We start from the raw sequence: 21,212 nt of genomic DNA, 5'->3' as shown, positions 1-21,212 counted from the left end.
CCTAGCCGCCGAAGATCCAGCCGTTGGGCAGGGCGGAGAACTGCACGCCGACCAGCACCATGCGGCCAGTGACCGTCCCGCCGGCGGAGACGTCGATGATGGTGTCGGCCCCCTGCTGGTAGGCGGTGTAGGCGGTTCCCGTCAGCAGGAAGACGCGATCGCCTTCCGCAGCGCTGAAGTCGCCGACCCAGTCCATGCCCGCGCCGTCGAAGGTGTGGAAAATGTCGGCGCCGGCGCCGCCTGTCAGGGTGTCGTCGCCGCGGTCGCCGCTGATCCAGTCGGCCCCGGTCCCGCCGCCGACGATGTCGCCGCCCTGGCCGCCGCGGACGACGTCGTCGCCCGCTCCGCCATCGATGGTGTCGGAGCCCAGATTGCCGAGGCTGACGTCGCTGCCGTCCTCGCCGAACAGCATGTCGTTGTCCTTGCCGCCCACGACCCAGTCGTCGCCCGCGCCGCCCTGGACGGTGTCGTTGCCCATATTGCCATGGGAGTCGTCGGTATCGGCGCCGCCGATGATCCAGTCGTCGCCATCGTCGCCGCGCAGGAAGTTGCGGCCGGAGCCCGCGGTGATGCGGTCGTCGCCGCCGCCGCCCCAGATGGAGTTGCCGGCGGCGTTGCCCAGGACGGTGTCGGCGCCCGCGCCGCCCCGCAGCTGCTCGATGGTCGTGCGCGGCCCGATCGCGAGGTTGTCGCTCCAGGTGTAGGTGGTCGCCGCGTTGATCTGGTCGGGGATGAAGCTGCCGTAGCCCGGGAACTGGGCCTGCCAGTAGGCGATCTGATCGGCCGCCGAGTAGTAGTTGATGCTCGAGAAAGCCTCCGGCCTGAGGTCCACGCGCGAACCGCGGGTCAGGTTGGAGAGGTCGATGACGTCGACGCCGCCGGCGTCGTAGAGGGTGACGAAGAACGCCGCCGTGGGATCGAAGGTGTAGACACTGGCGCCCGCCGCCGTCGTCGGATCCGCGCCGTACTTGGACTGGATGGCGATGACGTCCAGCAGCATGGGCGTCGACGGGAAAATGGCCGTCGGCTGCATCTGCAGGGTGGTGGGTCCGGATAGCGCGAAGACGCGCACGACGGAGTCGGTTGGCCGATCGTAGGACATCACCGTGTAGCGCATGTTCTCGAACTCGGTCGGCAGGGCGCCGGCCCCGTCGAACGGGTGCCTCAGGCCGAGCGTGTGGCCGAGCTCGTGCAGCAAGGTGTGGTACTCGTCAGTGCCGGGGTTGAAGGCCTGGGACTTGGTCTGGTCGTCGAGCCAGACGTCGCCGGCCCACGCGGGTCCCGCGTCACCGCGGTACGGCGGGAAGTAGGCGTAGGCGACGGAGCCTGGGCTGGATGCCTCGGTATCGGTGAAGGCCACGCGGATGGCGCCCGGCGCCACGGCGTCGCTGGTCTCGACGAAGGTGCGGGCTATGAGTGCGTCCCAGGCGGCGATGGCCTGTCGAAAGTAGGCGGCCTGGCCCGCGCTCAGCGTCGAGTAGCCGGCGCTGTCCTGCTCGTCCCCCGAGGGATAGCCGGCCCAGCTGGCGGATGGGCCCGGGATGCTGAAGGTGATGGTGGACTGCGACCAGTAGAAGTCGCCGTCGTTCAAGGCGGCCAGGATCTGCTGGAGCGTAACGGTCGACATCTGCGCGTTCCGGGCAGCGAAAGGTCGCCAAGCTTACGGCGGCAGCGTTATGTCCGTCCTAAGGCCTCGCGGGCCGTGAGACGTTTCGGCGCAGGCGCCAAAACAAAGCCCCCGATCCGATGGACCGGGGGCTCGTCGTCCAGGGAACGACGACGCTTAGTGCTTTTCGGCCGCCGCGCCTTCGGTGGTCGGCGTGTTGGCGGTCGTGGCGCCGCCGTCGGCGTTGCCGGCCTGCTGCTCAACCTTGTCCGCCTGGGCGTTCAGCGAGCTCTCCTGGGCCTCGTTCGGCGTGGCCGCGGCTTGGGACTCCAGGGCGTCGGCCTTGGCCTCGGCCTGCTTGTCAGCGGCGCTTTCGGTGCAGGCGGCGAGCGCCAGGGCCGAACAGGCGGCCATAATCGCAACGGCGATGCGCATCGGTTTTTCTCCTTTGATGATGTTCCCCGATCAAGCTTCAGCGCACGAAACCGTGATTGGTTTCATCAAATGGCAACCCTGGCGCACCGCGCCTATTGCACGTGTAATAAATTACATATGTACCCTACCTATGACGATGGATTTCGGCACGGGTGGGCGGTGGCGGCCGGCGCTGAGGCTCGGCGGTTTGCAGGTGGGCGGACTGGTCCTGATGCTGGCCGGGCTCTCGACGATCCCCGGCTACATCATCCTGGAGACCTGGATGAACCTGGAGTCCATGAAGCGGGACTGGGCGGTCGAGGGGCCGCCCTGTCCGGAGGTCGTGGCGCCGGAGGCGCGGATGCTGGGGAAGCGGCCGCTGAAGGTGTTCATCTACGGCGGCGTGCGGTTCGCCCGGAAGACCGGCCACGTCGATTGCGCAGCCCTGCCGGAGGACAGGCGGCCGTGGGAGCGAGCGGAGAACTACCGCGTCTGCCAGTTCACGGGACCTGGGGTGGTGGGTGTGACGCTGGACGGCAAGACCCGCTGGTACGTCCCCGGCTGGGGGAAGCCCACCACCGTGACGGTGCGCCACGGGGGCGTCCGCTGCGTCGCGGACGGCTGGTTCCGCGGCTAGGCGGCCTCAGTAGCGGCGGTAGGGGTACCTCGGCGTCGGGGGCCAGGCCTGGGGAGCCGGAACGTTCTGGCGCGGCTGGTCGTAGCCGTAGCGGCGCAGCGCCTCCTGGTAGGCGCGCTGGCGGTCGGCCTCCTGCTCCTCGCGGCGCAGGCGGGCCTCCTCGTAGGCGATGCGCTGGCGCTCGGCGTCGGCTTCGGCGCGCAGGCGCTCGGCGTCCTCCTCGAGCTTGAGGCGCTGGGCTTCGGCGACGGCGGCCTGAGCGCGGGCGGCTTCGAGCTGCGCCTCGGCAAGGGCGCGCTCCCGGGCTTCGGCATCGGCGCGGGCCTTCGCTTCCGACTCGGCCGCCAGATGGGCGCGCTCCTGCGAGGCGGCCTGAGCGCCGCAGGTGGCGAGGTCCGGGACGGCGTGGTCCGAGCCGGCCAACGAAGCGCCCACCGGCTCCTCCGACAGCCAGGCGACCTGCAGGGACGAGCCCTTGCGCAGGGCGGCCTGCGTCTCGGCCGACAAGACCAGCTCGCCGACAGCCGGATTGTCCGTCCGCAGCATCAGGTTGGAATAGGGCTTCTGGTCGATGCGGATCGGCAGGAAGGCCCGCTCCGGCAAATCGTCCTTGGCGAAGCGCAGCACCGTCCGCTCTCCGTCCGAGACCAGGGTGACGGGCACGATGGCGCCCGACTTGCCGGCCAGTTCGAGTTCCGTCTTGCAGGCGGCGCCGGCGGGCTGGATCACCCAGGCAAGCGCGGGCGCGGGCGCGCTGGCGGGCGCTGCCTGCGCCACACCGGCGGCGAGCGCGGCGAGGGCCGCCGCACCCAGGATGGAACGCTTGTACACTTCAGCTCCTAGCTGACACGCAGATCCAATAAAGCCGAAGCCCGCGACCTTGGCTACGGGGCGGAGGGCCGCAGCCGATGCTTTTCCAGCCGTTCGTAGTAGGGCCGGGCCGCCTCGGCGATGGGCTTGAGGTGGTCGGGGAGGTCCTCGAAGCGGGCGACCTTCCCGGCCGCCGCGAAGCCGGTGGAGCGCTCGACGGCGTCGTACCAGGCCGGAGCCCAGACACCGTCGGACGCGCGGCGGCCGGCAGGCCAGCTGAGCATGGCTTCGAAGAAGCCGATGCCGAGCTCCGCGCAGAGCGCCGACAGCGTGCCGCGAGGGTTGGCGAGCACGTCGGCCCCTTCCACGACAGGCGGCGGGCCGCCCAGGCGCTCGGCGACCCAATCGAAGAGCTCGGCCTGGCGGACGAAGCCGATGTCCTCCAGCGCCACCTCCTCGCGCTTCACCGTGTAGGAGGCCAGCACCTGCTCCGGCGGGCGGATCAGGAAGGCGTGGGTGAGGCCGTCCATCCAGTCGAGCCGGAAGGCGGGCAGCATGTGGTGGGCCATGTGCTTCTGGTAGAAGACCGGCGCTTCGCAAGGCCCGGTGAGGCTCGCGGCCACGGCCCGCCAGTCCGTCGGCTGGGACGCCAGCACCTCTTCGCGCATCGGATGGTCGAGCCCCGTCTGCGCCAGGTAGGCGGCGTAGAAGGGCTCGTCGACGACCTGGGTGTCGGGCCGGTTCTCGAAGGCGCGCATCATGGCGGTGGAGATGTTGCGCGGGCCCGACCACATGGCGATGCGGACGGTCATACGAGGGGATGCGCCGCGGCGTCGGCGTCCTTCATGGCCTCGTAGGCTTCGCGGAGGCGGGCGGTGATGGGGCCGGGGCTGAGTGCGCGGCCGTCGATATCCGTGACCGCGGTGACTCCGCCCATGGTGCCGGTGACAAAGGCCTCGTCGGCATCGGCCAGGTGGGAGAGGGGGAAGTCGCCCTGCTCCAGCGGCGCTGCGCCCGCGCGGCAGGCCTCGATGACATTGCCGCGGGTGATGCCGTTGAAGCAGTAGAGGTCGCCGGACGTGAACACCGTTCCGCCCTTCACCCAGAAGAAGTTCGTGGCGTTGCAGCTGGCGATGTTCCCGTGCGGGTCGAGCATCAGCGCCTCGTCGCAACCGACGCCCATGGCCTCCAGCAAGGCTCGGATGAGGTTGAGGCGGCTGTGCGAGTTGATCCGCATGTCGAAGATCTCCGGCCCGGAGGTGCGGATCGAAGAGGTGGCGAGCCGCAGGCCCCGCGCCTGGCCGGCCGGCGGCGCCTTGTACTCGGCGGTGATCGCCACGGTGGGCTCGCCCAGCGCATGGCGAGGGTCCTGGTTGATCGAGGCCTTGAGGCCCCGCGTCACCATCAGCCGCAGGTGGGCGCCGTCGGTCATGGCGTTGGCGTCGAGCAGGCGCTTCAGCTCGCCGACGAGGCGCCCCCGGTCGAAGGGCAGGGGAAGGGCGATGGCCTTGGCCCCAGCGAAGAGGCGGTCGAGGTGGGCCTCGAGGAAGAGCAGGGCCCGCTTGTGCAGCCTGAGCCCCTCCCAGATCCCGTCGCCGAGCCCGAAGCCGGCGTCGAAGATCGACACCTTCGCCGCCTCTCGCGGGACAAGGTCGCCGTTCAGGTAGACCAGCACGGCCGCGTTGCGCGGGTCGGCGGCGAAATCCTGGCTGCCGGCCATCGGAGGTCCTTTTGCGGCGAACGGCTGAAGATGAGGGGCCAAGCGGCGCCTGCCAAGGCCGAGCCTCGGTGCTAGGGTCGGCGCACATTGATCCAGGGGAGGCGGCAATGACCCGCAAGATGGTGGTGACGACGTTCGCGGTGCTGGCGCTGAGCGCGGGCGCGGCCTGGGCGCAATCGGTTCCGGCGCCGATTGCCGCGGCGCTGAAGGATCCGGCGCGGCCGGCGGCGGAGGCCTCGCGCGACGCCGTCCGCAAGCCCGGCGAGCTGCTGGCCTGGGCGGGCGTGCGGCCGGGACAGAAGGTGGCCGATTTCGTGATGGGCGGCGGCTACTTCACGCGCATCCTGTCGGCCGCGGTTGGGCCGACCGGCCACGTCTACGCCTATCAGCCGGCGGAGTTCATCCAGTACCAGGCGAGCTACGGCGAGAGCCAGAAGACGGTCGCGGCGGCCTACAAGAACGTCACGCCGCTGACGGCGCCGTTCGCGGCCATGGACCTGCCGGACGGGTTGGACCTGGTCCTGACCGTCCAGAACTACCACGACCTGCACCTGAAGCCGTTCGCGAAGGACACCGCGGCCAAGGCCAACGCCGAGATCTTCAAGTCGCTGAAGCGCGGCGGCGCCTATGTCATCGTGGACCATACGGCGAAGGCGGGGTCGGGGCTGGAGCCGGCCGACACCCTGCACCGCATCGATCCCGCCATTGTGCGCAAGGAGGTGGAGGCCGCCGGCTTCCGCTACGAGGGCGAGCTGCCGTTGCTGAAATCGTCGGGAGACCCGCTGACCGCCAACGTCTTCGACCCCTCGATCCGCGGGAAGACCGACCAGTTCGCGCTGAAGTTCCGGAAGCCCTAGGAGACCCCGTGCAGGGCGTGTGCAGGAGCTGTGGCCAAGCTGCCACGTCTCGTCGCATTTCCGCGATTTAAGTTTTCCCGGGCAGGCTCACGCCACAGAAAGGTCCCAGGCGCATAGCGTCTTCGTGCCGCTGTCGTGGTGGAGCCTGCCCAAGTGGTCCTGGAACTCGTCCTTGCCGGCCAGCTGAGCCTCAGCGCGCCCGAGCTGCCGAAACTGCCGCCGATCACGCGCGAGCCGCAGGTGACCTACCTCGACCGCAATGGGGCGGTGATCGGCGTCCGCGGGGGCAAGCACGCCCCGCCGGTGGACGTCACCAAGCTCCCGCGGCACGTGCCGATGGCCTTCGTCGCCATCGAGGATCGCCGGTTCTACGAGCACACCGGCGTCGACCCGCGCGGGATCGCCCGGGCGCTGGTGAAGGACCTGCAGAAGGGCCGGCTGGCCGAAGGCGGCTCGACCATCACCCAGCAGCTGGCGCGCAACCTCTTCCCGATCGGCTTCGACCAGACCGCCGAGCGAAAGGCCAAGGAGCTGGCCTACGCGGTCCAGCTGGAGCGGACCTACACCAAGTACCAGATCCTCGGGCTCTACCTCTCCCGCGTGAACTTCGGGGAGGGCGCCTATGGCCTGGAGGCGGCGGCGCGGCGGTACTTCAACAAGGCGCCGGCGAAGCTCTCCATCCGCGAGGCGGCGATGCTGGCGGCGATCATGAAGTCGCCGACCAACTACTCGCCAGTTGACAACCCGCAGGAGAACGCCGAGCGCACGAGGCTGGTGCTGGCCGCGATGGCCGAGGCGGGGGTGATCACCGAGGCGCAGCGGCAGACGGCCCTGAAGCAGACGCCAAAGGTGGCCAAGACGTCGCCCACGGACGCCGCGCAGTACTTCATCGACTGGATCGACGGCGAGGTCCTGAGGGTCACCGGCAAACCGCGCCAGGACGTCATCGTCGAGACGACGCTGGACCTGGCGCTGGAGCGGGCGGCGCAGGACGCGGCGAAGACGACGGTCGGCAAGCACGCCCCGCAGGCGCAGGCCGCAGTGGTGGCGATCGACGGGGCCGGCCGGGTGCGGGCGCTGGTCGGCGGCACGAGCCACGTCAGCGCGCCCTACAACCGTGCGGTGGACGCCCGGCGCCAGGCCGGCTCAGCCTGGAAGCCGTTCGTCTACCTCACCGCGCTCGAGCAGGGCCGCACGCCGGACATGCCGGTGGTCGACGAGCCGATCACCATCGCCAACTGGTCGCCCAAGAACTATGACGAGGGCTTCCTCGGCCCCATCACCCTGGAGCAGGCGGTGGCCCGCTCGGTGAACACCGTCGCCGCGCGGGTGGCCGACGAGGTGGGGCGGCAGAACGTGGCCGCTGTCGCGCGTCGGCTGGGGATCGTCTCCACTGTGAACACCGACCCGGCGATGGCGCTCGGCACCACTCTGGTCTCGCCGCTGGAGATGACCCAGGCCTACGCCACCTTTTCCAACGGCGGCAACCGGGTGCAAGCCTACGGGATCGAGCGGATCCGCTCGGGCGGCAAGGTGCTCTTCCAGAAGAAGCCGCACGTCTGGCAGCCGGTGATCGCCAACCCGGCGCTGTCCGACCTCAACCGCATGCTGCGCAGCGTCATCAAGACCGGCACCGGCACGCGGGCGGCGATCCCGGGCTACGACCTGGCCGGCAAGACCGGCACCACCAGCGACTACAAGGACGCCTGGTTCTGCGGCTACACGGGCGGGTTCGCCAGCTGCACCTGGATCGGCCGCGACGACGCCAAGCCGGTCGGGCGCATGACCGGCGGAGCCGCGCCGGCCGAGATGTGGCGCACCTTCATGACCACCGCGCTGAAGCGCGTGCCGGTCGTGCCGATCCCCGCCGGACCAGCCGCGCCGCCCCCGCCGCCGCCGCAGGAGCCAAGCGTCGTCCCGGCCTCGAACCAGACGGCGTCCGCCCCCGCCCGCTAGTTATTGCGACGCGCCGCGCGCCTCGATGCGCGCGACATCGACCAGCACGTCGCCGCGGACCAGATGGATGACCTCGTAGCGGTCGAGCGTCGGATCCACGTGCGGCGGGACGAAGTCGATGCGGTCGCCGCGGGCCAGGTCCCGTCCGCCGGGCCGGGTTAGCCGGCCGTGCTCGTCGCCGAAGAAGCCGTACTCCGCCCCGTCGAGCCCGAGCGGGATGGGCGGACCGGCGTCCGTGGCGAAGGCCTTTAGCCCGGCGTCGACCGTCACCCAGCGCGGGTGGTTGGTGCTGATCACCGTGGCGGCGATCGCCAGGGCCTGCTCGAAGGCGCCGTCCGGATCGGCCTTCAGGGCGTCGCGGTACTGCCGATCCATGAAGGCGTAGGAGCCGGGCTGGACCTCGTTGAGCACGCCCTGGGCGGCGTCGGCCTCGAAGCTGCCAGTGCCGCCGCCGGTGACCACCCCGATCGTGTGGCCGGCGTCGCGCAGCGCGGAGACCACGGCCGACAGGCGCGCCATGCCGCCGGCGACCGCCGAGGCCCGCGCGTTCGCGCCTTCCATGTGCTGCCAGTGTCCACCGTAGCCCTGCACGCCGATCAGCTTGAGGTTCGGCTGGGCGGCGATGGCGCGGGCCACCTCTATCGCCTGCTCGACGTTGGAGACGCCGGTGCGGCCGAGGCCCACGTCAACATCGATCAGCACCCCGATCGGCGCCGCGGCCGCCGAGCCCAGTTCCGCGGGGCCATCGACATGATCGAGGACAATGCGGAAGTCCTCCAACTCGGCGGCCAGGCGGGCTGCGCGCCGGGCCGGCGCCTCGCCGACGATCGGCGAGGTCACCAGGATCCGCCGGATGCCGGCCGCCGCCAGGGCTTCGGCCTCCGCCAGCTTCGCGCAGCAGACGCCGACGGCGCCGGCGTCCAGTTGGATGCGGGCCAGGGCGGCGCACTTGTGCGACTTGGCATGCGGCCGCAGCGCGAGCCGGGCGGCGTCGGCGCGGGCCTGCATCTTCGCCACGTTGCGCTCGAAGGCGTCGAGGTCGAGCACCGCGGCCGGCGTCGGGATGCGGCCGCGCGAGCCGGGCTGGCCGACCAAGGCGCGCAGGTCCGCCAGATGCGGCGGCTCGCTCATCCGCCCATGTAGGCCGGCATCCAGCCCTCGTGGGCGTCGCGCAGCTGGCGCAGCGGGATGTCGAACAAGCCGGGCGCGGAGAAGCTGTCGCCGCCGGCCTCGCCGATCACCGAGGCGTGGACGCCGGCCTTGGTCGCGGCCGTGAAGATCGGATCTGGGGTCGACGTCGCGACGAGGTAGCGGGCCTGGTCCTCGGCGAAGAGCAGGACGTGGGCGTGCGCCTCCGACTTCACCCGCAGGCTGACGCCGACGGCCGAAGCCAGCGCCATCTCCGCCGCCGCCGCGGCGAGCCCGCCATCGGAGAGGTCGTGGCACACCGTGACCTGACCGGAGGCGATGAGGGTGCGGACGAAGTCGCCGGTCTGGCGCTCCAGGTCGAGGTCCACCGGGGGCGGCGCGCCGTCCTCGCGGCCCAGGCACTCGCGCAGGTACATGGACGCGCCCAGCTCGCCCTTGGTCTCGCCGATCAGGATCAGGGTGTCGCCGGGCTCCATCGAGGAGAAGTCGGCGTGGCGGGCGCTGTCTTCCAGCAGGCCGACGCCCCCCACCGTGGGGGTCGGCGGAATGGCCGCGCCATTGGTCTCGTTGTAAAGGCTGACGTTGCCGCTCACGACCGGGAAGTCCAGCGAGGCGCAGGCCTCCGCCATGCCGTCGGTGGCGCGCACGATCTGGCCCATGATCTCGGGCCGCTCGGGATTGCCGAAGTTCAGGTTGTCGGTGATGGCGATGGGCAGGGCGCCCACCGCGGTGAGGTTGCGCCAGGCCTCGGCCACAGCCTGCTTGCCGCCCTCGAAGGGGTCGTTCTGGACGTAGCGCGGCGTGACGTCGGAGCACACCGCCAGGGCCTTGTTCGTGCCGTGCACGCGCACGATACCGGCGTCGGCGCCCGTGGCCGAGTCTTCCAAAGTGTCGGCCATGACGTGTCGGTCGTACTGCTCCCAGAGCCAGCGCTTCGAGGCCATGTCCGGCGCCCCCATCAGCTGCAGGATGGCCGCTCCGTAGTCCGCGGGCGGCGGCACGTCGTGTGGCGCCAGACGCGGATGCAGCGTCGGCGCGACCCAGGGCCGGTCATAGAGCGGCGCATCGTCGAACAGCGGCGCGAGCGGCACGTCGCACACCACCTCGCCCTTGTGCTTCAGCACCATGTGGCCGGTGTCCGTGGTCCAGCCGATCACCGCGGCGTCCAGGCCCCACTTCTCGAAGATGCGGTAGCCGTCGGGCTCGCGGCCGGGCTTCAGGATCGCCAGCATCCGCTCCTGGCTCTCCGACAGCATCATCTCATAGGCGCTCATGTTCTCTTCGCGCTGGGGCACGGCGTCGAGGTCGAGTTCGATGCCGACGTCGCCCTTGCCGGCCATCTCGACGGAGGAGGAGGTCAGCCCCGCCGCGCCCATGTCCTGGATCGCGGCCACGGCGCCGGACGCCATCAGCTCGAGCGTCGCCTCGATCAGCAGCTTCTCGGCGAAGGGGTCGCCGACCTGCACGGTGGGGCGCTTCTCGTCGGAGTCCGCGTCGAATTCCGCAGAGGCCATGGTCGCTCCATGGATCCCGTCGCGGCCCGTCTTGGAGCCGAAATAGACCACCGGGAGGCCGGGGGCGGGCGCGGCTGAGTAGAAAATCTTGTCGGCGTCGGCGAGGCCCACGCACATGGCGTTGACCAGGATATTGCCGTCGTAGCCGCGGTGGAAGTTGGTCTCGCCGGCGACGGTCGGCACGCCCACGCAGTTGCCGTAGCCGCCGATGCCGGAGACCACACCCGCCACCAGGCGCCTGGTCTTCGGATGGCTCGGATCGCCGAACCTGAGCGCGTTGAGCAGCGCGATCGGCCGTGCGCCCATGGTGAAGACGTCGCGCATGATCCCGCCCACGCCTGTCGCGGCCCCCTGGTAGGGCTCGATGAAGGACGGGTGGTTGTGGCTCTCCATCTTGAAGACGCAGGCCTGGCCGTCGCCGATGTCGACGACGCCGGCGTTCTCGCCCGGGCCCTGGATGACGCGCGGGCCCTTGGTGGGGAACTTGCCCAGGTGGATCTTCGAGGATTTGTAGGAGCAGTGCTCGGACCACATCACCGAGAACACGCCCAGCTCCACGAGGTTGGGGTCCCGGTTCAGCCGCAGCCTGATGCGCTCGTATTCCTCGGGCTTCAGCCCGAACTCGGCGGCGGTCTCGGCGAGGGACTTCTCAGGCGCGGCGCTCATGGCGCGCCTTCTAGCGGGACTCTCCGGAAGGCGCGATAGGATGTGCGCCATGAACCGATACTGGACCCTGGCCGACCGTCCCGTGGGCGCCTGGCCGGACGCGAGGACCTTCGAGCTCAGGGATGGGCCTATCCCGCAGCCGGGGCCCGGGCAGGCGCTGACGCGGACGATCTACGTCTCTCTGGACCCGTATCAGTGGGGCTACCGCCGCCGGGGCGTGGAGAAGCCGGGTGACGTCTGCCATGCGCGGACCGTGAGCCAGGTGGTGGAGAGCCGGATCGAGGGGTTGGAGCCCGGAGATTTCGTGTTCAACACCAACGGCTGGGCCGAGTACGGGCTGATGGGGGAGGGCGTGCCGCGGCCCGGCTACATGGTCCCGCGCAGGCTCGATCCGGCAGTGGGGCCGATCTCCTACGCCGTGGGCGTGCTGGGGATGCTGGGCCTGACCGCCTACGCCGGCATGGTCCTGCAGGGCGACCCCAGGCCCGGCGAGACGGTGGTGGTCTCGGCGGCCTCGGGCGGCGTCGGCCAGATCGCCGGCCAGCTCGCCAGGCTCCGCGGGGCGCAGGTGGTGGGGATCGCCGGTCGGGAGGAGAAGGTCCGCTACGTCACCGACGAACTCGGCTTCGACGCCTGCGTCTCCCACCTGTCGCCCACCTTCGCGCAAGACCTGAAGGCCGCGTGCCCGGGCGGCGTGGACGTCTATTTCGAGAATGTCGGCGGCCCCGTGTTCGAGGCCGTGCTGCCGCTGTTCAACCCGGGCGCGCGGATGACGATCTGCGGCCTGATCGCCCACTACGGTGACGACGGCGGCGACGCCGGCGCGAAGGAACGCGCCCGCGCGGAGGCCCGTGGGGTCGCCGTGCAGAACCTCTTCGTCGGCGACTACGTGGAGAGCCACCACGAAGCCATGCTGGCCGAGCTCGGCCCGGCCGTGGCGGCCGGCAAGGTCCGCTACCGGCAGGACGTCCGCGAGGGCCTGGAGGCGCTTCCCGAAGCCTTCGCCGAGATGCTCAAGGGCGGCAACTTCGGCAAGATGCTGGTCCGCGTCAGCCCCGATCCTACGCTCCAGGTTGCTGTAAACTAAGGGGAACATCCCCTCCGCCTGCCCGGTTGCTCCCACATCCCCTGGCGCTGACGAAGCGTCGCCACGATGAGGATCAGCCATGGCTCAGCAGCAGAACAACGACGGCCGCCAGATGCAGGCCCAGCAGGGGCAGCAGCAGGCCGGCCAGCAGCATCCGATGGACAAGGGCCAGAAGGGCCAGGGCCAGGGCGGCCAGTCCGGCAAGGACCAGAACGGGCAGAACCGCCAGATGCGGGACGGCAAGCACTAGGCTGTCGCCGCAAGCGCAAGGGGAGGGGCCGGAGCGTTCAAGGCGCGCTCCGGCCTCTTTCGCATTTGACGCAGCCGTGATGAGAACCGCGCAGCCCCAGCCCCGTTAGGGGAGGGCTTGAACCAGACCGAACCCTTCAGACCGACCTTCTCGCCCCCCGGCGGGGCGCCGCCGCCCCAGGCGGGGCCGGACGAGCCGCGCCCCTGGTGGATGATCCGCCGCGTCCAGATGATCCTGGGCGCCGCAGGTCTCGTGCTGCTGATGTTCCTGTGGCTGACCTGGGCCCTGCCGCTCGGCCGGTCGCTCGCGCCGCTGGAGACGCCGACGCTGGTGCTGATCACGGCCGACGGCAAGCCCTTCGCGAGGCGCGGCTCCTACAAGGAGGCGCCGGTCGTGGTGGAGAAGCTGCCGGCCTATGTCCCCGGCGCCTTCATCGCCATCGAGGACCGACGGTTCTACAAGCACATGGGCCTCGACCCGCGGGCCATCGGCCGGGCGTTCGTGAAGAACGCCAAGAGCGGCGGCGTGCGGGAGGGCGGCTCTACGATCACCCAGCAGCTGGCGAAGAACGCCTTCCTCTCCAACGAGCGCAGCCTCAGGCGCAAGGCGCAGGAGGCGATCATCGCCCTCTACCTGGAGGCGCGGCTGTCGAAGCGCGACATCCTCTCGCGCTACCTCTCCAGCGTCTATTTCGGCGACGGGGTCTATGGCCTGCGGGCGGCGGCCCGGCACTACTTCAACAAGACGCCGGAGCAGCTTTCGCTCGGCGAGGCGGCCATGCTGGCCGGCATCGTCAAGGCGCCCACCAAGCTCGCGCCCACTGAGGATTTCGCCGCGGCCCGGAAGCGGGCGCAGCTGGTGCTGGCCGCCATGGTCGACGCCGAGATGATCAAGCCGGCGGACGCCCGCCGCGCCCTGCGCGCCGTGAAGCTGCGGGAGGGACGCAAGTCGCTTCCGGTGGGGTCGTACTTCGCCGACTGGATCTCGCCGCAGGTGAAGGAGATGTTCGGCCGCGCCTACGGAGAGGTGCAGGTCTGGACCACGCTGGACAGCCAGCTGCAGCTGCGCGCCCAGCAGGCGGTGGCCCGCGTGATGGCCGGCCCCGGCGGCGGGATGGGCGCCAGCGAGGCCGCCCTCGTCGCCATGCGCACCGACGGCCGGGTCGTGGCGCTGGTGGGCGGCGTCGACTATCGCAAGAGCCAGTACAACCGCGCCACCCAGGCCGAGCGCCAGCCGGGCTCGGCGTTCAAGCCCTTCGTCTACCTGGCCGCCTTCCGGCGCGGCATGACGCCTGACAGCCTGGTGGTCGACGCGCCGGTGACCATCGGCGGCTGGAGCCCGCAGAACCACGAGGGCCGCTATGCCGGCGGTCCGGTGACCCTTCGCGACGCGTTCGCGCGCTCGAGCAACGTGGCGGCCGCGCGCCTGGTGCAGCAGGTGGGGGTGGGCCAGGTGGTGCAGGCCGCCCGCGACCTCGGCGTCGACCGGCCGCTGCCCAACGACGCCACCATCGCGCTGGGCACCGGGACCATGTCGCTCATGGAGCTGACCGCGGCCTACGCCGGAATCGCCGCCGGCCGCGCGCCGATCGAGCCCCACGGTGTGCTGACCCAGAAGGTTGCAGCCCCCAGCCGCTCCCTGAGCCGGCGCGAGCGCGACGGCCTGCTGGTGCTGATGCGCGAGGTGGTGACCCGCGGGACCGGCGTCGGAGCCAACCTGGGCCCCGGCGTCTACGGCAAGACCGGCACCAGCCAGGACTATCGCGACGCCTACTTCGTGGGCTTCGCCGGCGACCTTGTGGTGGGGGTGTGGGTCGGCAACGACGACAACACCCCGATGCGCAAGGTGACCGGCGGCAGCCTGCCGGTGCAGATCTGGCGCGACTTCATGGGCTTCGCCATGCGCCGCCAGGACTTCAAGGCCCCGGCCGAGGCGCCGGTGACCGAAGAGCTGTTCGACTTTGGCGGCCTGTCGACCGAGCCGCTGGACGTCCCGCCCGCCGAGGGCGGGGCGCTGACGGGCGAGTTCGGCGCGGAGGCTCCGCTGGAGCCCGGCGCGCCGCCCCCGCCGCCGATCGACACGCCGCCCCCCGTCGCCGCCCCGCCGCCGGTCCGACCCGAGGCGCTCGACGTGCCCGCGCCGGACGCCGACGAGCCGGAGCCTGCGGAGGAGCCGGCCGGCGCCTAGCCGTTCGGCTTGGCCACCATGTCCCGTTGCAGCCAGCGGCAGGTGATGAAGAAGAACAGCCCGCCGATCGCGTAGAACGAGGCGGTGATCAGCATCGACTGCTGCAGGCTCTCCGGGTGGGCGACGGAGCAGACCTGCTGCAGGTCCACCGAGAGCGCCTTGCGGGCGGCGCCCTCGCACATCTTGCGCGTCAGCTCCGCGGCGCCGAGGTCGGCCACCTTCATCTTGAAGAGCAGGTCGCTGAGCGCGCCGATGAACAGGGGTCCGAGGCCGTAGCCCAGCAGGTTGATCACGAAGAGCATCACGGCCGTCGAAACGGCGCGGACCTGGGCCGACACCACGCCCTGGCCGATGGTGTACTGGGCCGCCAGGTAGCCGTACTTGATGGCGCCGCCGATGCAGAGCCCGATGGCGCAGAACACCAGGTTGTCGGTCGTGAAGCCCCAGAAATAGAACGGCACCGAGAGCGTCAGGCCAATCCCCGGCAGCCAGGCGATGGCGTTGGGGTTCTTCTTCGACATCTTCTCGGCCAGCCAGCCGGTGGCCAGGGTGCCGAAGGCGGACGCAAGCGCGACCGGAGCGTTGATCATCACCGCGGCCTCGCCCGCGGTGAGGCCGAAGCTGCGGTTCAGGAACAGCGACTGGAACGACGCGATGCCGTAGCCGCAGAAGGCGGCGATCGTGGCCGCCACCGTCATGGTCCAGAAGGATGGCTTCGACGCCAGCTCCTTCAGGCCCTCGGAGAACTTCGGGTTGGCCTTGCGCACGGCGCCCGGCGGATCGGTGTAGCCGCGCGGCGGCTCCTTGACCGTCAACTTGAAGAGCAGGGCCACGATGATGCCCGGCACGCCGAGCACGAAGAACGCCGTGCGCCAGCCGAAGGCGTCGGTGACCGGCCCCCCGATCAGGTTGGCCAACAGCCCGCCGAGTGTCACCCCCATGGCGTAGTAGCCCAGCGCCGTCGAGCGGCTCTTCGGCGGGTAGTAGTCGGCGATCAGGGAGTTGGCGGGGGGCGTGCAGCCAGCCTCGCCGATGCCCACACCCACGCGGCAGGCCAGGAGGATCCAGAAGGCGCCGAGGGTGATCGAGCCGATGGTGACGGGCGCTGCGAGGCCGCAGAGCGCGGTCATCAGCGACCACAGGGCCACACAGACAGTCATGATCCAGACCCGGTGGCGGGTCTCGGCGAACTGGGCGAGCGGGATGCCGACGACGGTGTATAGCAGGGCGAAGCCGAAGCCCGTGAGCAGGCCGAACGCGGTGTCCGAAATCCCCAGCTCCGGCTTCATCTGCGGGGCCACCACCGAGAGCAGGCCGCGGTCGATGAAGTTCAGGATGTAGATGATGAGCAGCGCCGTGAGCACGTAGCTCCGGTAGCCCTTGGTCCCGAAGCCGGTCAGGTGGCCTGGGGGCGCGTCGGCGGTCGTGGCGGTCATCGAACTCCCTGGGTTGCTTTTGTTGTTCTAATTCACCGGGACGACGGGCAGCTCGATCGAGCTCGCCTGGCCGCCGCCGCGGTAGATGCGCTGCGTGGCCTTACGGTAGTCCCCGGGCTTGGCGAAGAAAATGTTCGAAACGTAGGTCTGGGGATTGCGGTCGTAGAGCGGGAACAGCGTCGACTGGACCTGCACCATGATCCTGTGACCCGGTAGGAAGACGTGGTTGGTGGGGGGCATCTCGAAGCGGTAGCGCTGGACCTTTCCGGCCGGGATCGGTGACGGTCGTTCGAAGCTATCGCGGTAGCGTCCGCGGAATATTTCCAGCGCGACAGGAAGCTCGTAGCCGCCCATCTGCACGTCGGAGGGGACCACCCCCGGCTGGACATCGATCAGCTTCACCACCCAGTCGGAGTCCGTGCCGGAGGTGGACGCGAAGATATTGGCGACGGGCTCGCCGGCGATCTTGACCGGCGCCGTCAGCGGCTCGGACACATAGGTCAGCACATCCGGCCGGCCGTCCGCGTGCCGCTGGTCGGACACCAGCCAGTAGCGCCACTGGTCGGGATCGTCCCACCGCACGGGCCGGGGCACGTAAGGCACGGGCTTCGCCGGGTCGGAGACATATTCGTCGAACGCCAGGCCGGAGCCCGCCGGCGCCTGGAAGCCGAGGCCGAAGCCGGGCTGCAGATAGATCGGCGTCATCTTCGCCTGGCAGCCAGCCGCGCAGGCGAGCGGGTAGCGGTCGTAGCGCCTCCATTCCATGGTCCCCGTCTCGAAGATCGTGACCGGTGCGATCTCGGCCTTGCGGCCATTGGTCTTCAGGTGCTGGTCGAGGAAGGGCTTCAGCACCTTCAGGCGGAACTCGGTGGCGGTGTCGCCGGGCAATTTGAGAACCGGGCCGAGCTGGCGCTGCTCGTAGTTGGCCCCGGAGTGGCGCCACGGCCCCAGGGCCAGGAAGTTCATGTCGTTGTTGGTGTCCTTGGGCTCGGTGGCCTTGTAGGCGTTGATCGCGCCGTAGATGTCCTCCTGATCCCACAGCGCCCCCATCCAGAGGGTGGGGACCTTCAGCGGCTTGCCGGCCAGGATCTTGTCCAGGGCCTGGCCCTGCCAGAAGGCGTCGTAGGCCGGGTGCTCGGCGATCTTGCGCCAGGCGGGGATCTGCTCGAGCCCGTTGCGCCGCGCGTATTCCCCGGCCGAGCCCGCCTCAAGGAAGTTCGTGTAGTCGTCGAAGTTGCGGCGCGGGATGTCGTCGCCTTCCATCTTCACGGTCATCTGGCTGGTGAACCAGTCGAAGTTCACCTGCCGGAAGGCGCCGTTCTGGAACCAGTCGTCGCCCATCCAGCCGTCGATCATAGGGCTCTGCGGCACGGCGGCCTTCAGCGCCGGGTGCGGGTCGATGAGCGCCATGGCGGCCGTGTAGCCCGGATAGGACGAGCCGATCACACCCACCCGACCGTTTGATTCCCTCACGTTCTTCACCAGCCAGTCGATGGTGTCGTAGGCGTCGGTGGCGTGGTCGACGTTGGTGGCGTTGAGAGGACCCCGCAGCGGCCGGTTGAGGACGTAGTCGCCCTCCGACCGGTACTTGCCGCGGACGTCCTGGTAGACGCGGATGTAGCCGTCGGCGAGGAACGGCTCGTCCATCTGCCCCGCGGTGGCCGAGGCGTAGGGGCTATTGGTCCGCTCCGTCGCCCGCTTGGCGTTGTAGGGCGTGCGCGTCAGCAGGATCGGCGCGTCCTTCGCACCCTTGGGCACGACGATGACGGTGTAGAGCTTCACCCCGTCGCGCATTGGGACCATGACCACGCGCTTGTCGTAGTCATAAGCCGATGTCGGCCACTCGAACTTGGCGGCGATGTCGGGGATGAAGGTGGGGGTCTGCGCCTGGGCCGGGGCGACGGTCAGGATGACGCCGGCGAGCGCCGCGAGCAGAGGAAGCTTCATGGCCGCGACCCTAATGGCGCCGCCGTGGTGCGCAAGCCGGTCAGGCGCTGGCGAGCGCGCTCTGGAAGAGGATGGCCCCGTCGGCGGAGCCAAGCTCGGCTTCGAAGGCGCGGTCCGGGTGGGGCATCATGCCGAGCACATTGCCGCGGCCGTTGACGATGCCGGCGATGTCGCGCGCCGAGCCGTTCGGGTTGTCGAGGTAGCGGAACACCACCTGGCCCTCGCCCTCCAGTCGGTCGAGGGTCGCTTCGTCGGCGAAGAAGTTGCCCTCGCCGTTGCCGACGGTCATGGCCACCTGCCGGCGGCCCTTGTAGCCCGCGGTGAAACGGGTTTGGGCGTTGGTGACCTCGAGCTCTATGGGCTTGCAGTTGTACTTCAGGTGGTCGTTGCGCAGCAGGGCGCCGGGCAACAGGCCGGCCTCGCACAGGATCTGGAATCCGTTGCAGATGCCCACCGTCGCCACACCGCGCTCGGCCGCGGCCACCACCTCGGGCATGATCGGCGAGAGCGCCGCCATGGCGCCGCAGCGCAGGTAGTCGCCGTAGGAGAAGCCGCCGGGCAGGACGACCAGGTCGACCCCCTGGGGCAGCTCGGTTTCCTTGTGCCAGACCATGGAGACCTCGGCGCCCGTGGAGCGCTCAATGGCCACCTTGCAGTCGCGGTCGCAGTTGGAGCCCGGGAAGACGATGACGGCGGCTTTCATGGGCCGCTCACATAGTCTGCGCCGGGCGCTTTCGCCAGCTTGGCCGGGCTCACTTGCGGCGGCTCGCGCTCAGCGACTGCAGGTAGGCGACCACCTGCTCGTAGCCAGCCTTGTCGCCGTAGGGACAGCCGGAGTTGGTCATCCGCCCGTCGACGCTCTCCTGCTTTAGGAGCGCCGGGTGCCCGGGCGCGCCGGGCTCGGTCACCACATAGGACGTGCCGCCCTCGATGGCGGAGTAGAAGCGGTAGGGTTCGCCGGGCTCCTTCGGCGCCTGCTTCAGGGACGGACTGGCGCCGATCTCGGCAGAGAGGGTCTCGAAGCCGCGCTCGCAGTTCAGCAGGGGCAGGGCGGCCGGCGCCTGTTCCCGGGGCGCGCAGGCGCTGAGCAGGAGGAGGGGAAGGAGCGCGAGGCTCCTCACGCCACCTCGACCCGGTAGCTCTCGATGACTGTGTTGGCCAAGAGCTTCTCGCACATGGCCTTAACCTCCGCCTCGGCGGAGGCTGGGTCGCCGGCGGCCAGGTCGAATTCGATCGTCTTGCCGACCCGGACGTGCTCCACGCCGCCCCAGCCCAGCCCGTGCAGGGCCTGCTCGACCGCCTTGCCCTGCACATCCAGGACGCCTGGCTTCAGGAACACATGAACCTTCGCGCGCACTAGTGGAGGCCCCCCTGAATCACGGTGGGCATCTCCTTCATGATCCCGAGACGGCGCGCAACCTCGGTGTAGCTCTCGATGACGTTGCCGAGGTCGCGGCGGAAGCGGTCCTTGTCCAGCTTCTCGTTGGTCTGGCTGTCCCAAAGGCGGCAGCTGTCCGGGCTGATCTCGTCGGCCAGGATGATCCGGGAGAAGTCGTTCTCCCAGATTCGGCCGAACTCGATCTTGAAGTCCACGAGGGTGATCCCGACCGCCCCGAACATGCCGGACAGGAAGTCGTTCACCCGCAGGGTGAGGGCCATCATGTCGTCGATCTCCTGGGTCGAGGCCCAGTTGAAGGCGGTGATGTGCTCCTCGGCGACCATCGGGTCGTGGAGCTTGTCGTCCTTCAGGTAGAACTCGATGATCGAGCGGGGCAGGGCCTGGCCCTCCGGCAGACCGAACCGCTTAGACAGCGAGCCGGCCGCCACGTTACGGCAGACCACCTCCAAGGGGATGATCTCCACCTCGCGGATCAGCTGCTCACGCAGGTTCAATCGTTTGATGAAATGGTTCTGCACGCCGATGCCGTTCAACCGCGTCATGATGTGCTCACTGATGCGGTTGTTGATGACACCCTTGCCCTCCAGGACGGCCTTCTTGGTGGCGTCGAAGGCGGTGGTGTCGTCCTTGAAGTACTGGATGAGGGTGCCAGGCTCAGGCCCTTCGTAGAGGATCTTGGCCTTGCCTTCGTAGATCTTCTTCCGGCGGGTCATCTGCGTAAAAGCCTTCCTTGAGCGAGGGCTTACCGGTCGGCGAAACGAAAAACGCGCGCGGCTGATCCCTCGCGCGCGGGTCCGACTCGGCCTCTCGCTCCCTTGAGGCGTGGCAAAATTAGCGGATGCGGGACCTCCGCGCAAACATCACCGCCTTTCGATTGCGGCGGCCGTCGCGTGAGGATATGTGCACGCGGTCAGCGACGCTTCCGGAGACCCGATGTCCACCTTTGACGACCGCGAACGTGGGTTCGAACGCAAGTTCGCTCTGGACAACGAGCAGGAGTTCAAGGCGGGCGTGCGTCGGAACCGGGCGCTGGGACGCTGGGCGGCCGAGCGGATGGGCCTGGAAGGCAAGCACGTCGACGAATACGCCCAGGCGGTGGTGAAGTCGGATTTCGAGCTGCCGGGCGACGAGGACGTGCTGCGCAAGGTGTTCGAGGACCTGAAGGGCTCGGGCGTCTCGGTGACCGAGGGCGAGGTCCGGATGAAGATGGCCGAGCTGCTGGCCCAGGCCCGCGACGAGGTCAAGAAAGGGAAGTAAGCCCCCGGGCGAGCTTCTTAGGCACGACGCCGGCCCAGGCCTCCCGGACGAGGCCCTGCAATTCGTCTTCCTCCAGGTGCGCCAGGTCCACGCTGGCCCAGTTGCCGCCGGGCAGGGCGAACTTCCCGAAGGTGTCCGGCCTCACTTCCAGCAGGAACTCCAGGCGTTCGCGGCCCAGCCGCAGGAGCGCACGGCCGCGCCAGCTGTACGCGAAGCCCTTGCCGCGGGCCGTCAGGGTCGTCTCGGCATACCAGGGGACCTCCCGTACCTCGGGCAGGGTCAGCGCGTAGCGGCGCAGGTCCTCGAAGCTGGCCATGGCC

At 69.7% G+C, this 21,212-nt stretch carries 21 protein-coding genes; 7 read left to right on the top strand and 14 right to left on the bottom strand.

The genetic code is table 11. The features are described 5' to 3' along the window. Position 1 precedes the first annotated feature (1 nt). Positions 2-1,627, bottom strand: a complete 1,626-nt coding sequence (locus VIL76_RS03885; RefSeq protein ID WP_332043680.1) for a matrixin family metalloprotease — start codon at positions 1,625-1,627, stop codon at positions 2-4. 156 nt (positions 1,628-1,783) lie between these two features. After that, entirely contained in the window at positions 1,784-2,041 is a 258-nt protein-coding gene (locus tag VIL76_RS03880) for a hypothetical protein (protein WP_332043679.1), read from the bottom strand. Positions 2,042-2,171: 130 nt separating this feature from the next. Between VIL76_RS03880 and VIL76_RS03875 the strand changes: the two genes are divergently transcribed. Further along, positions 2,172-2,657, top strand: coding sequence for a hypothetical protein (locus VIL76_RS03875; protein WP_332043678.1), 486 nt, complete (start codon positions 2,172-2,174; stop codon positions 2,655-2,657). 6 nt (positions 2,658-2,663) lie between these two features. Here VIL76_RS03875 and VIL76_RS03870 read toward each other — a convergent pair whose 3' ends face one another. From VIL76_RS03870 to VIL76_RS03860, 3 genes are read right to left on the bottom strand one after another with little or no spacing between them, the layout of a single operon-like run. Beyond that, a complete protein-coding gene (locus VIL76_RS03870) occupies positions 2,664-3,488 on the bottom strand; it encodes a hypothetical protein (protein WP_332043677.1) in 825 nt (274 codons plus the stop codon). A 53-nt stretch (positions 3,489-3,541) separates the two neighbouring features. Then, the gene (locus tag VIL76_RS03865; protein ID WP_332043676.1) at positions 3,542-4,279 is read right to left on the bottom strand and encodes a hypothetical protein; all 738 of its coding nucleotides are present in this window, start codon (positions 4,277-4,279) and stop codon (positions 3,542-3,544) included. Then, positions 4,276-5,187 (bottom strand): aminotransferase class IV, encoded by a 912-nt coding sequence (locus VIL76_RS03860; protein ID WP_332043675.1) that lies wholly within the window; start codon positions 5,185-5,187, stop codon positions 4,276-4,278. Before VIL76_RS03860 ends, VIL76_RS03865 begins: the two co-directional genes overlap by 4 nt. Positions 5,188-5,294: 107 nt before the next feature. Here VIL76_RS03860 and VIL76_RS03855 point away from each other — a divergent pair, with 107 nt between their 5' ends. Further along, on the top strand, positions 5,295-6,044 hold the full coding sequence (locus tag VIL76_RS03855) for a class I SAM-dependent methyltransferase (protein WP_332043674.1): 750 nt from the start codon (positions 5,295-5,297) through the stop codon (positions 6,042-6,044). A gap of 153 nt (positions 6,045-6,197) precedes the next feature. After that, a complete protein-coding gene (locus VIL76_RS03850) occupies positions 6,198-8,000 on the top strand; it encodes a PBP1A family penicillin-binding protein (protein WP_332043673.1) in 1,803 nt (600 codons plus the stop codon). Here VIL76_RS03850 and VIL76_RS03845 read toward each other — a convergent pair whose 3' ends face one another. Both VIL76_RS03845 and purL read right to left on the bottom strand, forming a co-directional pair. Beyond that, complete coding sequence (locus tag VIL76_RS03845) at positions 8,001-9,131, bottom strand: alanine racemase (RefSeq protein WP_332043672.1); 1,131 nt, start codon at positions 9,129-9,131, stop codon at positions 8,001-8,003. Further along, a complete protein-coding gene (gene purL / locus VIL76_RS03840) occupies positions 9,128-11,329 on the bottom strand; it encodes a phosphoribosylformylglycinamidine synthase subunit PurL (protein WP_414695408.1) in 2,202 nt (733 codons plus the stop codon). The genes VIL76_RS03845 and purL overlap by 4 nt, the downstream gene beginning before the upstream one ends. A 49-nt stretch (positions 11,330-11,378) precedes the next feature. On the opposite strand from purL, the gene VIL76_RS03835 reads away from it, so the two are divergent. The 3 genes from VIL76_RS03835 to VIL76_RS03825 all read left to right on the top strand — a co-directional run bounded on the left by VIL76_RS03835 (position 11,379) and on the right by VIL76_RS03825 (position 14,853). After that, complete coding sequence (locus tag VIL76_RS03835; RefSeq protein ID WP_332043670.1) at positions 11,379-12,416, top strand: NADP-dependent oxidoreductase; 1,038 nt, start codon at positions 11,379-11,381, stop codon at positions 12,414-12,416. Between the two features lie 79 nt (positions 12,417-12,495). Continuing rightward, positions 12,496-12,666 (top strand): hypothetical protein, encoded by a 171-nt coding sequence (locus tag VIL76_RS03830; protein ID WP_332043669.1) that lies wholly within the window; start codon positions 12,496-12,498, stop codon positions 12,664-12,666. Between the two features lie 117 nt (positions 12,667-12,783). After that, on the top strand, positions 12,784-14,853 hold the full coding sequence (locus tag VIL76_RS03825) for a PBP1A family penicillin-binding protein (protein ID WP_332043668.1): 2,070 nt from the start codon (positions 12,784-12,786) through the stop codon (positions 14,851-14,853). Here VIL76_RS03825 and VIL76_RS03820 read toward each other — a convergent pair. Genes VIL76_RS03820 through purC form a run of 6 tightly spaced genes read right to left on the bottom strand, consistent with a single transcriptional unit; the run spans position 14,850 to position 20,348 of the window. Next, complete coding sequence (locus tag VIL76_RS03820) at positions 14,850-16,289, bottom strand: MFS transporter (RefSeq protein WP_332043667.1); 1,440 nt, start codon at positions 16,287-16,289, stop codon at positions 14,850-14,852. The genes VIL76_RS03825 and VIL76_RS03820 overlap by 4 nt on opposite strands. 27 nt (positions 16,290-16,316) lie before the next feature. After that, positions 16,317-18,236, bottom strand: a complete 1,920-nt coding sequence (locus VIL76_RS03815) for a CocE/NonD family hydrolase (RefSeq protein WP_332043666.1) — start codon at positions 18,234-18,236, stop codon at positions 16,317-16,319. Between the two features lie 40 nt (positions 18,237-18,276). Further along, positions 18,277-18,939 carry a phosphoribosylformylglycinamidine synthase subunit PurQ gene (gene purQ, locus VIL76_RS03810; protein WP_332043665.1) on the bottom strand — a complete coding sequence of 221 codons (663 nt, stop codon included), beginning with the start codon at positions 18,937-18,939 and terminating at the stop codon, positions 18,277-18,279. Positions 18,940-18,988: 49 nt separating this feature from the next. After that, positions 18,989-19,357 (bottom strand): hypothetical protein, encoded by a 369-nt coding sequence (locus VIL76_RS03805; protein WP_332043664.1) that lies wholly within the window; start codon positions 19,355-19,357, stop codon positions 18,989-18,991. Next, on the bottom strand, positions 19,354-19,593 hold the full coding sequence (purS, locus tag VIL76_RS03800; RefSeq protein WP_332043663.1) for a phosphoribosylformylglycinamidine synthase subunit PurS: 240 nt from the start codon (positions 19,591-19,593) through the stop codon (positions 19,354-19,356). The genes VIL76_RS03805 and purS overlap by 4 nt, the downstream gene beginning before the upstream one ends. Further along, positions 19,593-20,348, bottom strand: a complete 756-nt coding sequence (gene purC, locus VIL76_RS03795) for a phosphoribosylaminoimidazolesuccinocarboxamide synthase (RefSeq protein WP_332043662.1) — start codon at positions 20,346-20,348, stop codon at positions 19,593-19,595. Before purC ends, purS begins: the two co-directional genes overlap by 1 nt. A 220-nt stretch (positions 20,349-20,568) precedes the next feature. On the opposite strand from purC, the gene VIL76_RS03790 reads away from it, so the two are divergent. Then, positions 20,569-20,892, top strand: coding sequence for a DUF1476 domain-containing protein (locus VIL76_RS03790; RefSeq protein WP_332043661.1), 324 nt, complete (start codon positions 20,569-20,571; stop codon positions 20,890-20,892). Here the strand turns inward: VIL76_RS03790 and VIL76_RS03785 are convergent. Continuing rightward, on the bottom strand, positions 20,876-21,208 hold the full coding sequence (locus VIL76_RS03785; RefSeq protein WP_332043660.1) for an MmcQ/YjbR family DNA-binding protein: 333 nt from the start codon (positions 21,206-21,208) through the stop codon (positions 20,876-20,878). The two genes, VIL76_RS03790 and VIL76_RS03785, sit on opposite strands and share 17 nt — an antisense overlap. Between the last annotated feature and the right edge of the window lie 4 nt (positions 21,209-21,212).

The sequence above is a fragment of the Phenylobacterium sp. genome, from assembly GCF_036563285.1.
Taxonomy (GTDB): Bacteria; Pseudomonadota; Alphaproteobacteria; order Caulobacterales; family Caulobacteraceae; genus Phenylobacterium.
This window is presented reverse-complemented; position numbering and strand designations above follow the sequence as displayed.

Bases quoted from the DNA above. Each gene is read 5' to 3' on its own strand.
- VIL76_RS03865 (WP_332043676.1), bottom strand. From the start codon at position 4,279: ATGACCGTCCGCATCGCCATGTGGTCGGGCCCGCGCAACATCTCCACC.
- VIL76_RS03880 (WP_332043679.1), bottom strand. From the start codon at position 2,041: ATGCGCATCGCCGTTGCGATTATGGCCGCCTGTTCGGCCCTGGCGCTC.
- purC (WP_332043662.1), bottom strand. From the start codon at position 20,348: ATGACCCGCCGGAAGAAGATCTACGAAGGCAAGGCCAAGATCCTCTAC.
- VIL76_RS03855 (WP_332043674.1), top strand. From the start codon at position 5,295: ATGACCCGCAAGATGGTGGTGACGACGTTCGCGGTGCTGGCGCTGAGC.
- VIL76_RS03815 (WP_332043666.1), bottom strand. From the start codon at position 18,236: ATGAAGCTTCCTCTGCTCGCGGCGCTCGCCGGCGTCATCCTGACCGTC.
- VIL76_RS03830 (WP_332043669.1), top strand. From the start codon at position 12,496: ATGGCTCAGCAGCAGAACAACGACGGCCGCCAGATGCAGGCCCAGCAG.
- VIL76_RS03885 (WP_332043680.1), bottom strand. From the start codon at position 1,627: ATGTCGACCGTTACGCTCCAGCAGATCCTGGCCGCCTTGAACGACGGC.
- VIL76_RS03875 (WP_332043678.1), top strand. From the start codon at position 2,172: ATGACGATGGATTTCGGCACGGGTGGGCGGTGGCGGCCGGCGCTGAGG.
- VIL76_RS03860 (WP_332043675.1), bottom strand. From the start codon at position 5,187: ATGGCCGGCAGCCAGGATTTCGCCGCCGACCCGCGCAACGCGGCCGTG.
- VIL76_RS03835 (WP_332043670.1), top strand. From the start codon at position 11,379: ATGAACCGATACTGGACCCTGGCCGACCGTCCCGTGGGCGCCTGGCCG.
- VIL76_RS03845 (WP_332043672.1), bottom strand. From the start codon at position 9,131: ATGAGCGAGCCGCCGCATCTGGCGGACCTGCGCGCCTTGGTCGGCCAG.
- VIL76_RS03790 (WP_332043661.1), top strand. From the start codon at position 20,569: ATGTCCACCTTTGACGACCGCGAACGTGGGTTCGAACGCAAGTTCGCT.
- VIL76_RS03820 (WP_332043667.1), bottom strand. From the start codon at position 16,289: ATGACCGCCACGACCGCCGACGCGCCCCCAGGCCACCTGACCGGCTTC.
- purQ (WP_332043665.1), bottom strand. From the start codon at position 18,939: ATGAAAGCCGCCGTCATCGTCTTCCCGGGCTCCAACTGCGACCGCGAC.
- VIL76_RS03785 (WP_332043660.1), bottom strand. From the start codon at position 21,208: ATGGCCAGCTTCGAGGACCTGCGCCGCTACGCGCTGACCCTGCCCGAG.
- purL (WP_414695408.1), bottom strand. From the start codon at position 11,329: ATGAGCGCCGCGCCTGAGAAGTCCCTCGCCGAGACCGCCGCCGAGTTC.